This window comes from Embleya scabrispora DSM 41855, assembly GCF_000372745.1.
Taxonomy (GTDB): domain Bacteria; phylum Actinomycetota; class Actinomycetes; order Streptomycetales; family Streptomycetaceae; genus Embleya; species Embleya scabrispora.
Window position 1 is genome coordinate 135,345 of sequence record NZ_KB889563.1, and the last position, 14,415, is coordinate 149,759.

9 protein-coding genes are annotated in these 14,415 nt (G+C 70.2%); 5 read left to right on the forward strand and 4 right to left on the reverse strand.

From position 1 onward, the window contains the following. Nucleotides 1-75: 75 nt before the first annotated feature. The 4 genes from A3IC_RS0104645 to A3IC_RS0104660 all read right to left on the reverse strand — a co-directional run bounded on the left by A3IC_RS0104645 (nucleotide 76) and on the right by A3IC_RS0104660 (nucleotide 6,321). A complete protein-coding gene (locus A3IC_RS0104645; RefSeq protein WP_106668784.1) occupies nucleotides 76-3,501 on the reverse strand; it encodes an outer membrane protein assembly factor BamB family protein in 3,426 nt (1,141 codons plus the stop codon). 231 nt (nucleotides 3,502-3,732) lie between these two features. Further along, nucleotides 3,733-4,554 (reverse strand): lipase family protein, encoded by an 822-nt coding sequence (locus A3IC_RS0104650; protein ID WP_040876160.1) that lies wholly within the window; start codon nucleotides 4,552-4,554, stop codon nucleotides 3,733-3,735. A gap of 312 nt (nucleotides 4,555-4,866) precedes the next feature. Continuing rightward, nucleotides 4,867-5,508 (reverse strand): flavin reductase family protein, encoded by a 642-nt coding sequence (locus A3IC_RS0104655; RefSeq protein WP_020548905.1) that lies wholly within the window; start codon nucleotides 5,506-5,508, stop codon nucleotides 4,867-4,869. 330 nt (nucleotides 5,509-5,838) lie between these two features. After that, complete coding sequence (locus A3IC_RS0104660; RefSeq protein WP_245599146.1) at nucleotides 5,839-6,321, reverse strand: MarR family winged helix-turn-helix transcriptional regulator; 483 nt, start codon at nucleotides 6,319-6,321, stop codon at nucleotides 5,839-5,841. Nucleotides 6,322-6,352: 31 nt separating this feature from the next. On the opposite strand from A3IC_RS0104660, the gene A3IC_RS0104665 reads away from it, so the two are divergent. The 5 genes from A3IC_RS0104665 to A3IC_RS0104685 all read left to right on the forward strand — a co-directional run bounded on the left by A3IC_RS0104665 (nucleotide 6,353) and on the right by A3IC_RS0104685 (nucleotide 14,332). Further along, the gene (locus A3IC_RS0104665) at nucleotides 6,353-8,035 is read left to right on the forward strand and encodes an FUSC family protein (RefSeq protein WP_079026249.1); all 1,683 of its coding nucleotides are present in this window, start codon (nucleotides 6,353-6,355) and stop codon (nucleotides 8,033-8,035) included. Between the two features lie 219 nt (nucleotides 8,036-8,254). Next, nucleotides 8,255-8,608: a three-helix bundle dimerization domain-containing protein gene (locus A3IC_RS73345; RefSeq protein WP_020548908.1), complete on the forward strand. Its 354-nt coding sequence runs from the start codon at nucleotides 8,255-8,257 to the stop codon at nucleotides 8,606-8,608. Nucleotides 8,609-8,680: 72 nt separating this feature from the next. Then, nucleotides 8,681-9,670: a polyphosphate kinase 2 family protein gene (locus A3IC_RS0104675; RefSeq protein WP_020548909.1), complete on the forward strand. Its 990-nt coding sequence runs from the start codon at nucleotides 8,681-8,683 to the stop codon at nucleotides 9,668-9,670. An 86-nt stretch (nucleotides 9,671-9,756) separates the two neighbouring features. Next, nucleotides 9,757-12,474, forward strand: a complete 2,718-nt coding sequence (locus tag A3IC_RS0104680) for a cation-translocating P-type ATPase (RefSeq protein ID WP_020548910.1) — start codon at nucleotides 9,757-9,759, stop codon at nucleotides 12,472-12,474. Between the two features lie 58 nt (nucleotides 12,475-12,532). Beyond that, nucleotides 12,533-14,332, forward strand: coding sequence for a SulP family inorganic anion transporter (locus A3IC_RS0104685; protein ID WP_020548911.1), 1,800 nt, complete (start codon nucleotides 12,533-12,535; stop codon nucleotides 14,330-14,332). Nucleotides 14,333-14,415 lie beyond the last annotated feature (83 nt).

Genomic DNA, 14,415 nt, shown 5'->3' on the forward strand with positions numbered 1-14,415 from the left:
ACGGAGCTCCGCGGGTTGCCCTCCCCTGCCGGGGAGGGCAACCCGCGGAGCGTGGATGTGCCTACCGGTGGGGTGTCAGGCGGTGTGGCCGCGCAACTGCCGGGCCGCCAGCGCGTGGATCGTCCCGTCCTCGGTCAGGGCGAACAGCCAGTCGCCGCTGACGGACGGCGCCGAAGCCAGCCCGGCACCGAGGTTGTACTCGGTCAGCAGCTTGCCGGTGACGCGGTCCAGGACCACCAGCCGACCGTCCCAGGTGCCGGCGTACACGAGGGACTTGGTCACCAGGGCGTGCATCGCCGGCGAACCGGCTCCCGGGGTGGTGCATCCCATCGCGACCCGCCATTTGTCGTCCTGCGGGCTCTCGCCGGGCAGGTAGCCGACGCGGGTCTCCCACAGCGGCTTGGCGGGGTCGACGGCCGTGGTGTCGTACGCGCGGACGACGCCGTCGCGACTCGCGATGTACACGATGCCGCCCCAGACCGCGGGGCTGGTCACCGGAGCGGTGCCGGGCTCGCAGGAAGTGGCGCCGCCCACACTCGACTGCCAGGTGACCGCGCCTTGGTTCTTCGGGTCGTGCCCGCGGGCGCCGCTCGCGGTCATCGTCACGAGTTGCGGGTTGCCGTTCGCCGGGTTGGTGAGGACCGGGGAGGAGTGGCTGTCGATCCCCCCGGCGGTGCCTTGCACCCACAACTTGCTGCAGCTCGCGAGGTCCATGGCGACCAACGTGGTGCTGGAGTCCGTGTGCAGGTAGGCGGTGTCGGAGCCCGGCTCGCGTACCGCCGTGCTGTGGAACTGGCCCCAGCTGGTCGCTCCGCCGAAGCCTCCCAACAGGTCACCGCTCTTGGCGTCGCGGCACTGGATCCTGTCCCAGTCCTGGTAGACGGCGACCGTTCGCTGCGCGTTCTTCAGGTCGAAGACGCTGACCGGGCCTCCGGCGCGGCCGTAGCGGCGCACCGTGTCCCCGTGCTGCTCCTCCTTCTCGATCGCCTGCCAGACGACCCGCCCGTCGGACGCGTCGAGTGCGTAGACGCGGCCGACCGCCGTCGTCAGGTAGACCTTCCCGTCGTGGAACGTCGGCGCGGACTCCGCGTCGCCGTCCAGATACGTGCGCCAGATCTCGCGGCCGGACGTGATGTCGTAGGCGAGCATCATGCTGTGCGGCGAGTCGAACGCCCGGGACGAGACGATCACCTTGCCGTCGACCACCACCGATCCGTTGAGGTTGAACTGCTCGCCGGTATTGGCCGCCCAGCGCAGGTCCAACGCGGTGCCCGGTTCATCGGCACTGGCGGAGCGCCCCGCTTCGTCCCCGCCCTGACGAACCCAGTCCCGGCCGGTGTTCGGCTTCTCCAACCGGCCGCCGGGGACCACCTCGAAGCTGTTCGTGATCGTGGTCCACGGCTTGCCCTTCGTGTCGACCGCGGTCATCTCCGCCGTGTACGCGCCGGGCGGAAGAGGCTTGGTCGCATCGCTTGCCCGGGTCCAGGAAGTCCGCGCCGCCGGACACGGTTCCGGTACGCCCCCGGGGGGTGTGTAGCAGTTCCGGATGCCCGTCTTGGGGACCTTGCCTCCGAACGTCAATCGGCTCTCCTGCCGCACCTTGCCGCGCGTGTCGCGGATGGTGAGGCGGGCCGTGGCCGGAGTGCGGCCGTCGTCCTCGGCATACAGTTCGATCGGGATGGCGGTACCCGTGCCGTACACGCTGCCCTGCGCGGGGCTCACCAGGGCGGCGTCGTCGTCGATGGTGAATTGGCGGTGGACGCCCATCACATAGCCGGTGTCCTCGTTCCCCGGGGTGCCGGGGTTGTCGGTGATCCCCTTGAAGTCGAGGACCTTGTAGTCCGGGCGCGCACCGTCGATACCGTACGTGCCCTGGTTGTTGATCTCGACCGACCGGTCGAAGGCGCCGCGACGGAACTCGGCCTGCTGGTTGTGGCCGGCGGCGAACATGCGCACGTCGTACTTGGCGAGTTCGTCGACGGTCGGCTGCATTCCGGCGCCGGGGCCCCACACGGTGAACAGGGAGCGATGCGCGAAGACGAGCACCTGCTTGCCCACCGCGTGGCGCTTGAGATCCTCGCGCAGCCACGCCAACTGCGGTGCGAGGCCGCTGGAGTCGTAGTTGTTCTCGAGTACCACGATGTGCCGGCCGTTGCGGTCGAAGCTGTACCACTCGGGGCCCAGGTTCCTGCGGAAGTACTCCAGGCTGCCGCCGTATCCCTTGGATGTGGCGGTGCCGCCGACGTCGTGATTGCCCACCACCGGATAGAACGGGTGCCCCAGCTTCCCGTCCACCAGTCCCTTGCGCAGGATGTCGTATCCGCCCTGACGGCGGGGCTCATCGGCGTAGTCGGTGACCGTCAGGTCGCCCGTCGTGATGGTCAGGGTCGCGCCGTCGACCTCGGACATCGCCTCGACCTGACCGGTCCACTGCGGCAACGTCGTGGCCGCGGCCGCGTCCTTGGTGTTGCTGACCTCGACATCGGAGACCATCTCCCACGTCTCGGTCGGATTCGCGGCGTTCCTGTCCGGCATCAGGGCGAAGTCGACACCGGTGCGCGGTCCGGTGCCGTCGGGCACCTTGCGGAAGAACCCCGGGACGTAATCGTTGCGCAGGGTGGGCGTGTACCCGTTCGGCGAGACGATGCTGACGAGGTCCGTCTCCCGGCGCGACAGGTCCACCGGCAGGCTGTACGAGCCGTCGGCGCCGGTGGTCGTCCAGACCGCACCGTCGGTGACGTCGACGCCGGGCATGGGCGTCTCGCCGTTGTCGCGCACCCCATTGGCGTTGCCGTCGGCGAACACCGTGCCCTGAACGGTCACCGGGTCGGCGGTCACCGACTGCTCGGCGGCGAACGCCACTCCCGAGGTTGCCTGCTGCGCCAAGCCGGCCATGATCGCGGCACCGCCGACGGCGATTCTCGCGCGGCGTCGGCGGGAAGTCCGGACCGGACGCGGCGGCGTCGCGCGGTACCGGATCACCAGACGCACGATGAGCAGCACGATCGCGGCGGCGAGCGCCACGCCCACCACCAGCGGGCGCCACGGGAACGAGGGAGCCGTGGGAGCCGCGTGGAGCCCCGCCGCGTCGACGATCGGCGTCGCCGCGGTCGCGTCGACCGTCGTACCGTCGAACTCGGTGACCACCTGGGTCAGTCCGCCCTGCTTCAGCAGCGCGGCCAGGTCCAACTTGTCGACGCGGCAGCCCCACGCCAGTTCGACCACGACACCGCCGGGCACTCCGCCGCTGTCGCCGGCTACGCCCGATCCGCTCGCCGGGCAGCCGGCGGTCAGCAGGCGCGCCGCCCAGGCACCGGCCCGGTCCGGGGACACCAGGTCGCGGTGGACGATCAGCCGCCCGCTGGTGACTCCGTCCTTGGTCGAGACGACGAGTTCGGCATGTTGTGGCGACACGTGCGCCGATGCGGACTGCACCCCGAAACACAAACCGAAGACGAGCAGCACAAGACCTGTCCTGGCCGCCATACGTATCCATTTCATGCGGCGGAGGCTATTTCCGCCGGGGTGGAATTGCGCCGTGCGAGCGGAGAGTTCGCCGCCGGGACGGCGAGAGTTCGCCGATGGGCCATGTCACGACGAAGCGCGATCGATTCCCTTCACGCAACCGCCGCTCGCAGGTAACCCGACAGGCACCCGGCGAGTGATAGCCCGAACGCCCGTTCGGGACCAAGTCGAGAGGCCATGCGGTTCTGCTCCTGTGTGGGGGCCTGCTCAGCCGAGGTTCTTCTCCAGGACGCCGATGTAGTTGTCGATGAAGTGGTCGCGGACCCCGTCCGACGCGGGGGCGAACGGGTCGGCGGTGGCGCCCTTGACCTTGTCGGCGAGCGTGCCGAGGGCCGGCATGCGGTCGTGGAGCCTGCCGCTCGCGTCGAAGTACCGGACGGCGTCGACGTGGTGGAACATCGGGGCGGGCGGGACCTGGGGAACGATGTCGTTGTTGTTGACGAACCGGAATGTGCGGCCCTTGAGCGCGGTGTCGTACGCGGTGGCCAGCATCCGGTCGCAGGTGCGCGGCTGGCCGTAGGTGTAGACGCCGTCCGGGACCAGGTTCGGCGCCTCGAAGTGCATCCGCGCCCCGGACAACATGGCCAGGGCGCCGCCGAGGCTGTGTCCGGTGAACCACACGCTCTGCCCGTTGTCCTTGAACTCCGCGACGGTGTCGCGGACGTCGGCGTGGACGACGTCGTGCGCGCGGTGGAACCCGTAGTGCACGAAACCCTTCCCCGCGGGGCCGGGCACGGGCGGGGTGTTGGCGTCGGACAGCCAGTCGCGGATCTGCGCCGGCTCGGTGCCGCGGAACGCGACCAGCACCATGCGGTCGGAGGCGGCGATGTATGCCTGCGTGTCGTCGATCGGGAACGGCATCGTGTGCGGGGAGGAGAGGTGCCGGAATCGGTCGAAGCCCCAGTCGCGGGAGAGCTGTTCGGCCTGACCTGGCGTCTTGTAGGCGGCGCGGGCCGCGTGGGCGAGCCGGTACGCGTGGGCGAGGGAGTATCCGGAGACCGAGTGGTCCCATGGCGCGGTGGCAGGCACGGACAACACCTTCCGACGAAATGGTTGGTGTATCGACCCTGGCCTACCCTGCCGAGACTCCGGCGTTGCGACGTTCGGCAGACGGCGGGCGCGCGAACGCACCACGGGGGCGCGCGCCGCCGCCGGCGCGCCCTTGCGTCCATCGGATGCGGCGTGCCGGCGCGTCGGCGGCGCCGCGGAGCAACCCTCGGGCGCCGGGACATCGCGGTGTGATGAACGCCCCGTACGGTGGGGGCCTGTGTCCGCGATGGGTCGGCGCACGACGGCCTGCCGGATTTCGCCTGGACCGTGCGTTGCCGCCGCGGCCCGAGTTCAGCCGGTCATCGCGCCGGTGGGGCCGAGGATCCCCCAGGCCGGGGCCAGCTTGGAGGGATGCAGATTCCGGCCGTCTCCGTAGAACTCGCAGAACTTCATGATCAGCGGATCCCACCGGTCGGCGTCGATGTGGCGACGACTGCCGGGCACCAGAAGACTTTCCTCGACATGGACCCGCACCACGCGTACGTCCACGGCCACGACCCCGGAGTCCTTCTCCCCGAACGCATGGACCCGGTCGACGACGGCCTCCAGTTGAACGGGGCACTCCTGCACCCGCGGCGGACGAACCACCTCGGACGCCGTCTCGGACAATCCGGCCGCGCCGAACTTGTGGCGTTCGAACCGATAGCCCTTCCGCAGTTTGTGGTCGGGGACCACTCGCGTACCGGTGAGCAGAGCCAACCGGTCGACCGCGCCGACGAGGGCGGACGAGGCGAGATTGAGCACACACTCGCCGCTTGCGATCAGGTTTTCCGTGGTCTTCGAGGACTCGTCCAGACCCAACATGCACGACTGCCCCACCCACCAGGCGGAGGACATCGGCGCCAGGTTCGCGGAGCCGTCCTCGTTGCTCGTGCTCACAAGCACCACGGGCGTGCCGAAGTAGAGGACTCGGGGTTCGATGCTGACATGCATGAATTCCTCGCTCGGGCGGTGAGGGACATGAGGGACGTGGAAGGCGGTCGACCTTCGGGCCGGCCGGCGCGCCGCTCAGGCCACCTTGTAGAGGAAGACACCGCGCTGCCGGCGGAAATCGGACCGCACGCTCCACCCGCGCGGTCGTGGAAGATCACGCGGCACTCCTTCGTGAGCACCGGTCTGGCCCTCTCGGTGAACCGACCGCAGCCGACCCGCCTCGCGGGGCGGGCTCGCGGGACACCCCTCGCCCCTTCCGGCGCTGTACCGAGAATGGCGTCCGGGCTTCGCCGGGAACTCCGAAGCCGGGTGGGGAAATTCAGTAAGACACTACGTACTACCTGGTCCGTCGTCGGCCATCTTTCGCATCAGGTCGGCGGCGAGCCCGAGGAGCCCGCGCTCGGTCTCGGTGAGCGATTCCATCGCCGTCGCCAGCCACGCGTCACGCTCGGCCGCGTCGTGCAGCAGCGCCGTCCGGCCGGCGGGGGTGAGGGTCAGCACGGACTGCCGGCCGTCCCGCTCGTCGCGCGAGCGACCGACCAGACCGGCGCGTTCCAGCTCGGCGAACACCCGGGTGAGGGACTGGGGTTGTTGGCGCTCGGCGGCGGCCAGCGCGCCCGGCGTGCTGGGCCCGTCGCGCAGCAGCCGGGCGAGCACGCCGACCTTGTTGCTGCTCAACGCCCCGGCGGAGCGGCTTGCCCGCATCCGGCCCGCAATCCGGGTGACCGCGCGGCGAAGCTCCGCCGCCTCATCCCGGGACACCGTCCCGTCGGACCCGCAGGGTGCCGATTCCCGATCCATCGCACTGGTCATATTCCTACGCTATCACTTAGCATCTAGAGGCATGGACTCACTACGTCCGACCGTCGTCGCGATGATCTCCGTACTCGGCGCGTACGGCTCGGCCCTGCTTCTCGAACGCGGCGCGCACCTGCGGGTGGACGTCGTCGTCACGGCGGTGGTGCTCGCGCTGACCCTGGCCCGCGCACAGCGCGACGCGGCCCCGGGGGACCGCCTGCTCGCGTGCGTCGTGATGCCGCCGGCAGCCATGGCGGCGACCTGGATCGCCGAACTGATCCCCCGGCATCCCGCGCTCGGCGGCGCCCTGTTCGCCGGCGCGATGGCCGCGACGATCGAACTCCGCCGGTTCGGCCCCCGAATCGCCGCCGCCGGCACCGTCTCGGCACTCCCGCTCGTGGCAAGCCTGGTGGTGCCGACCGGTGACGGGCCGGCCCCGCCTCTCGCGCACACCCTGTGGCTCGGTCTCGACGCGCTGATCGTGGGCGCCTGGGTCGGCACGGTGCACCTCTGCGCGAAGCACCTCCGCGCGAAGCACCTCCACACACAGCACCTCCACACACAGCACTTCCGCTCGAAGCGCGTCCGAACGAAGCGCGTCGACGCGGAACACACCGACTCACAACACCCGGTCGCCGCGCCGAGCCGGCCGCAGCCCGGTCCGCGCCCAAGGCCGCGCCCGACCCCACGCCCGGTCCCGGCGACCGGCGCCGCGCGGCGGCTGTCCGCGAGTACGCGCATGGCCATCCAGACCGGCGTCGCCCTCGGCGCCGCGTTCGCATGCGGCCGACTCCTGTGGCCCGAGCACTGGTCCTGGGCTGTGCTGACCACGTACATCGTCTGCGGCGGAGCACGTGGACGGGGCGACGCGCTGCTCAAGGGCGTCCTGCGCACCCTCGGCGCCGCGGCGGGCACCGTGCTTGCCGCCATGCTCGCGGACACCTTCGGCACGCACGACCCCCGCGCGGTGCCGGTCATCTTCGCCCTGCTCGCGCTCGGCACCTGGCTGCGCTCGGCCAACTACGCCTATTGGGCCGCGTGTGTGACCGCCGTGCTCTCCCTGCTCTACGGCTGGTTCGGCCAACCGGCGACCGAGTTGCTACCCGAGCGGCTCGCCGCGATCCTGCTCGGCGCCGCGTTCGGGGTCGCCGCCGCGTGGCTGATCCTGCCGATCCGCACCGCGGACGTGTTGCGCCGCCGGGTCGCCGACGCCCTGGCCGCACTGACCGACCTGCTGGGCGGCCTGCCCGACGACCGAGGCGCGGCGACTTCGGCGGTCTCGGCCGCCGAGCACCCGCTGCACCGCTTCGACGCCGCCGTGGCCGGGCTGCGCGATCTCGAACCCGCGCTGCGCGCTCACCACCGGCTGGTCCGGCATCGCCGCGGGGGTCCGCGTCCGGCCGCGGTCATCGACGCCCTGCGCGCGTGCACGGCTCCCGTACACCGGGTGGCCGAGCGTCCCGCCGCAGTCCTCGACCACGCTTCCGCTCGCGCCGCGGTGGCCGCCAACGTCGTCGCGGTCCGCCGCGCGATCGGCCGCCGACCAGGCGCTCCGTATCATCCCCTGCCCGCCGAACTCCGTTGTTCAGCACCGCAGTTGGCCGATCTCGACACCGCCCTCGGCCGCCTCGCCGCAATCTACGCGCCCCCGCCCGGCGCCCCGTGCACCACCACGCCGATCGAGCCACCGGCGGCACCGAACGCCTCGACGATCTTCCGCCGGCGATGACCTTCGACGGCTCCCACCCCGGCCTCGGGAAGCGACCTTGTCCAAGCGAGCAGACAATGATCGTGAGGGATCCTGCCGCGGCCGCGGCGGGACATGTGTGGTTCTGCGGTCTCACCATCGTGGGATATGGGAATCGGTGTGGCCATGACTATCGACGAGCGGAATCCTCCGGTCTGTGCATGCCTTCCCGTCGAGGGCTCGAGTCGCTACCACGGGCCGATGGAGCGCGCCGATCCCGCCGGCCCGCCGAACCTCCCGTCACCCGGCTCCCATGACGAACCGGTGTCGATCCGGGTCATGGTGGCGCGGCTCAGGGCTGCGTACCCCTCGGTCGACGCGGTCACGGTCGAAACGACGGTCAGCACGGCGTACGACTCGTTCCGGCAGGCCAGGATCAGAACCTACATCCCGATCCTGGTCGAACGCCGGTCCCGGAAGGTGCTAGGCGCCGCCTGCCGCGCCGCTCCGGGTCCGGCCATCGACGGCGGGGCGACCGCGGCCGACCCGGGGCCGGAGGCCGCCCGCGCGCGTGGTGCAGGCCGGTGGAGACTCCCCCGACTCCGGAAGCGGTGAGGATCGATCTCTCACCACCCCGGCCCCGAAAGGCGCCGTGCTCACCCCGGACCAACGAAGGACTGATAGGTGATGTCGGACGAGAGAGCCGAACGCATCGCAGGATTCATCGAGCCACTACGGGTGAAACCCGGGTCCAAGGTGCGCCTGGAGCGGGACTTCGATCCTCGCTACAAAGCCGGTCTGAAGAAGCGGGACGGGATCGAGTTGCTGCGGACCGGGGTGTCGTTGCTGGCCGAGTACCAGGAGCGGCTGGCCGCCCAGGACACGTACGGGGTACTGCTCTGTCTCCAGGCACTCGACTCCGCAGGCAAGGACGGGACGATCCGCCACGTGATGAGCGGCGTCAATCCCCAAGGCGTACGGGTCAGCAGCTTCAAGGTGCCCTCCGCCGAGGAACTCGACCACGACTATCTGTGGCGCTACGTTCGGCGGCTGCCCACGCGCGGCGAGATCGCCATCTTCAATCGCTCGCACTACGAGGAGGTTCTCGTCGTGCGAGTCCACCCCGAGAACCTCCTCCGCCAGAAGCTGCCGGGGAACGCGTCGGGTCGGGATCTGTGGGACCGGCGCTATCGGGAGATCAACCGCTGGGAGCGTTACCTCACGGACAACGGGTTCAAGGTGGTGAAGATCTTCCTGAACCTGTCCGAGGAGGAGCAGCGCATCCGCTTCCTGAAGCGGATCGACCTGCCCGAGAAGAACTGGAAGTTCTCCGCGGCTGACGTCCGGGAGCGGCGGCGGTGGGACGACTACCAGCACGCGTTCTCCGAAATGTTGTCGGCCACGAGTACGAAGTGGGCGCCGTGGTACGTCGTGCCGGCGGACCGGAAGTGGTTCGGGCGGATCTGCGCGGCGGCGATCCTCGCGCACACCCTGATCGACATCGATCCTCAGTACCCCGATGTGGGGGAAGAGGCGCGAAAGGACCTGCTCGTCACCAAACGGGACCTGGAGCGAGAGGCCCCTGCCGGGGCGTCGGCGGATCCGTACGCCGAGCGGCATCCGTCGGCCGCCCGGGCCACCGGGCGAAAGCACCGGCCGAAGAAGAAGCGCGGCTAGGACGGAAGCGGGGCTACGGCCAGGACCTGTCGGAGCGGTGCGCGACCGGGCCGGACCGTCCGCGGCCACGGATCGGAGGCGAAACGATGACGGTGCGTTCGAATCCCATCGGAGAACAGCCCGCTTCGGGGGACGGCTGGTACGCGCGCGCTCCCGAAGAGGTCGCAGCGGAGTTCGGCGTCGATCCGGCGGCCGGTCTCTCCGCGGCACGAGCCGCGGAAATCCTGACCGCGCAGGGCCCGAACTCGCTGCCCGAGGAGAAGCGGGCTCCGGCCTGGCACCGGTTCCTGAAGCAGTACCGCAGTTACATGCAGATCGTCCTCGTGGCCGCGGCAATCGTCTCGCTGCTCATCCAGGAGTGGACCACCGCGATCCTGCTGATCGTGCTGACCCTGCTGAACGCGGTCGTGGGCCTACGCCAGGAGGGCAAGGCCGAGAGCGCGATGAACGCGCTGCAGTCGATGATGAAGGCGACGGCGCGGGTGCGCAGGGACGGGACGGAAGCCGAGATCCCCGCCGAGCGGCTTGTCGTCGGCGACATCGTGCTCATCGCCGCCGGGGACCAAGTGGCGGCGGACGGACGCATCATCGAGGCCAGTGCCCTGCAGGTCGACGAGTCGACCCTCACCGGCGAGAGCGTTCCCGCCACGAAGGACGCCGACACGCTGCGGGGCCTGCGACCGGCACCCGGCGATCAGACCAACATGGCGTTCATGAACACCCCCGTCACCCACGGCAGCGGCGTCCTCGTCGTCACCGCGACCGGCGCCGAAACCGAGGTCGGCAAGATCTCCGGGATGCTGTCGGCCACCGAGAAGGAGGTGCCGCCGCTCACCAGGGAACTCGACACCCTGACGCTGTGGATCACGGGGGCGGCGGCCCTGACCATGATCGTGATGTTCGCCTTGGGGCGGCAACGGGACCAAGCCTGGGACGTCCTGTTCGTCAGTGCGATCTCGCTGGCGATCGCCGCCATCCCCGAGGCCCTGCCGACCGTGACCCAGGCGATCCTGTCCGTCGGCAGCCTCAACCTGGCGAAGCGGAACGCCATCGTCAAGGAACTGCCGTCGGTCGAGACCCTGGCGTTCACGTCGGCGATCAACTCGGACAAGACCGGCACCTTGACGATGAATCAGATGACCGTCGTCGAAGTCGTGAGTCCGACCGACCGGTACACCGTCTCGGGCACGGGCTACGGGCTCGACGGGAAGATCCACCATGCCGCGGGTTCCTCCGCGGGCATCGAGGACGCGATCCTGCCGTACGTGGTGGCCGGCGACGCGAAGCTGGTGGACGGCGAGGTGGTGGGCGATCCCACCGAGGGCGCGCTGCTGGTGCTCGCGCACAAGGCCGGGCTCGACATCGACGCCACGAGAGAGGGTCTGCCCCGGCTCGCCACGCTGCCTTTCGACCCGGATTACAAGCTGATGGCCACCTTCAACGCAGCCGTCGACGCCTCCGGACGGCAGATCGTGCGATGCTTCGTCAAAGGCGCGGTACCCGCAGTGGTGGCGCGGGCCGCCACCGCGCTCGCGGCGGGCGAGACCATCGCGTGGGACGCCGAACTGGTCGCGCGCGCCGAGGCGCAGACCGAGCGGATGGGCGGCGAGGGGCGCCGTGTGATGGCCGCGGCCACCCGTGATCTGGACCGGGCCGATTTCGATCCGGACGGCGACCTGCTCGGGTACGTCACCGAGCTGCGAATGACCAGTCTCGTCGGCATGGTCGATCCGCCCCGCGAGGACGCCAAGGCCGCCGTGGCCGGTGCCCAGGCCGGGCATATCCGGGTCCGCATGGTGACCGGTGACGACGTCACCACCGGTGCGGCGATCGCCCGGCAACTCGGCATCCCCGGTGAGGCGGTCCTCGGCGCCGATTTCGCCGCCATGAGCGAGGATGAGCAACTCGCCCGCATCGACGGCATCGGTGTGGTGGGGCGGGTCGCACCGGAGCACAAGGTGTTGCTCGCCGACACGCTCAAGAAGAAGGGCGACGTCGTGGCGATGACCGGGGACGGCGTCAACGACGCGCCCGCCATCAAGGCCGCCGACATCGGCATCGCCATGGGCAGCGGCACGGACGTGGCCAAGAACGCCGGCCGCATGATCCTCTCCGACGACAAATTCGCCACCATCGTCTACGCGGTGGAGCAGGGCCGGCGAATCTACGACAACCTCACCAAGTACATCCGCTTCGTCCTGCTCCTGCTGGTCACTTTCGTGCTGACCTTTCTCGGGGCCACCGTCTTCGACATCGCCGCCGGTGAGCCCTTCACCCCGCCGCAGGTGCTGTGGATCCACTTCGTCGTCAACGCCTCGTTCGGCTTCGCGCTCGGCTTCGACCGGGAGAGTCCCGGGCTCATGCGGCGCAGGCCGCGTCCACGAGGAGAGTCGGTGCTCACCCGGCCCGTACTGGTCACGGTCGGAATCGGCGGGCTGGCGATCACCGTCTTCCTGCTCGGGCTGATCAAGCTCGGTCAGGCCCACTTCGACAGCGTCGAAACAGGTCGGTCGATCGCGTTCACCGCCTTCGCTCTGTGTCTGATCGTGGCCGCGTTCGAGTGTCGCAGCGAGACGGACTCGGTGCTGGCGACGTCCACCTTCGACAGCAGGCAGATGAACTGGGTGGCACTGGCCCAGTTCGTGCTCGCGGTGTCGGCGACCCAACTGGACGGCTTCCGTCGCATCCTCGGGACAACGCGGATCAACGCGCGGGAGTTCGGCTGGGCGCTGCTGGCCGCAGTCGCGCTTCTCCTCCTGTGGGAACTGGGCAAGCTCCTGGCCCGCCGGGCGAGAGGCGCCTGATGCGTCGACACCGGTCGGGCCGGACCGGGAGCAGCGGCGCAGGAGGGAAGGACGGTAGGTGACCACCCGGCACACGAGCAACGCACTGCTCTCCCGGTTGCGGGCTGTTCCCGGGATCCGTGCGGTGTCGTCCTACCGGCGCGAGTGGCTGGTCAAGGACCTGGTCGCGGGCATCGTTTTGACCACGCTGCTGGTGCCGCAGGGCATGGCGTACGCCGAGCTGGCGGGCCTACCGCCGATCACCGGCCTGTACACGACGATCCTGTGCCTGCTCGGGTACGCGGTGTGCGGGCCGTCCCGGATCCTGGTGCTGGGCCCGGATTCCTCGCTGGGCCCGATGATCGCCGCCACCGTGCTGCCCCTGGTGGCGGCCGACGGGGATCCCGAGCGGGCGGTCGCTCTGGCGTCGACACTCGCGCTCATGGTGGCGGCCATCATGATCCTGGCCTCGGTGGCGAAGCTCGGTTTCATCGCCGATCTGATCTCCAAACCCACGATGATCGGCTACATGAACGGCCTGGCCCTGACCATTCTGATCGGTCAGCTGCCCAAGCTGCTCGGGTTCGAGGTCGAGGCGGACAATCTGATCGGCGAGTGTGTCGGCCTGGTCCGGCACCTGGCCGACGGGGCGGTGGTGCCGGCCGCCGCCGCGGTCGGCGGCTGCGGGATTGTCCTGATCCTGCTGCTGCAGCGCTTCCTGCCGAAGGTCCCCGCGGTGCTCGTGATGGTGGTCCTGGCGATCGCCGCGGCAGCCGTCTTCGACCTGGGCGAGCACGGCGTCGGCCTGGTCGGAGAACTCCCCGAGGGCTTCCCGCCGTTCACCGTGCCCACGGTGCCGCTCGCCGACCTCGCCCCGCTGTTCGGCGGAGCGCTGGGCATCGCCCTGGTGTCCCTGGCCGACACGATCTCCAACGCGTCCGCCTTCGCCGCCCGCACGGGCCGGGAGGTGCGCGGCAACCAGGAGATGGCGGGGGTCGGTGTCGCGAACCTGGCGGCCGGTCTCTTCCAGGGCTTCCCGGTCAGCACGAGTGGATCCCGTACGGCGGTGGCGGAGCGCGCCGGGGCCAGAAGTCAGCTCACCGGGGTCGTCGGAGCGGCGCTCATCGTCCTCATGCTCGTGCTGGCTCCGGGCCTGTTCCGCGACCTCCCCCAGCCGGCCCTCGCCGCCGTGGTCATCACCGCGTCGCTCTCCCTGGCCGACATCCCGGGGGCAGTACGGCTGTGGCGGCAGCGCCGGACGGAGTTCATGCTGTGCCTCGCGGCCTTCGTCGGCGTGGCCGTACTCGGCGTGTTGCCCGGGATCGGCATCGCCGTGGCCCTGTCCGTCCTCAACGTCTTCCGGCGCACCTGGTGGCCGTACAACACCGTCCTGGGGCGGGTACCGGGCCTGGAGGGCTTCCACGACGTCCGCTCCTACCCGCAGGCCGGGCAGCTGCCCGGCCTGGTGATCTACCGTTTCGACGCCCCGCTCGTCTTCGCCAACGCGAAGGCTTTCCGTGACGAGATCAGGCGTCTGGCCGGCGCCGACCCGCGGGCGAGCTGGATCGTGGTCGCGGCGGAGGCGATCACCGACGTGGACACCACCGCCGCCGACATCCTGGAGGAACTCGACGTGACGCTCAACGCGAACCACATACACCTGGTGTTCGCCGAGCTGAAAGACCCCGTGCGAGGCAAGATCGAACGGTACGGGCTCACCCGCACCATCGACCCCCGGCACTTCTTCCCCACCGTGGAGGCCGCCGTCGCCGCCTTCCGCCTGCGCACCGGAGCGGAGTGGACGCCCCCGACCACCGCCGAGCAACCTGCCCCGCCCGAACCCGACGCCGCGGCTCCTCCCCCTGCCAACGAACAGTGACCGGGAAATCCGGTGGCCACCGGGCCACGGACCCGGGCATCGCCTCGCCCGTATCGCACGCCCTACGCCCGCCGGACCGACCC

Bases quoted from the DNA above. Each gene is read 5' to 3' on its own strand.
- A3IC_RS0104645 (WP_106668784.1), bottom strand. From the start codon at position 3,501: ATGAAATGGATACGTATGGCGGCCAGGACAGGTCTTGTGCTGCTCGTC.
- A3IC_RS0104655 (WP_020548905.1), bottom strand. From the start codon at position 5,508: ATGCATGTCAGCATCGAACCCCGAGTCCTCTACTTCGGCACGCCCGTG.
- A3IC_RS0104660 (WP_245599146.1), bottom strand. From the start codon at position 6,321: ATGACCAGTGCGATGGATCGGGAATCGGCACCCTGCGGGTCCGACGGG.
- A3IC_RS0104665 (WP_079026249.1), top strand. From the start codon at position 6,353: ATGGACTCACTACGTCCGACCGTCGTCGCGATGATCTCCGTACTCGGC.
- A3IC_RS73345 (WP_020548908.1), top strand. From the start codon at position 8,255: ATGGAGCGCGCCGATCCCGCCGGCCCGCCGAACCTCCCGTCACCCGGC.
- A3IC_RS0104675 (WP_020548909.1), top strand. From the start codon at position 8,681: ATGTCGGACGAGAGAGCCGAACGCATCGCAGGATTCATCGAGCCACTA.
- A3IC_RS0104680 (WP_020548910.1), top strand. From the start codon at position 9,757: ATGACGGTGCGTTCGAATCCCATCGGAGAACAGCCCGCTTCGGGGGAC.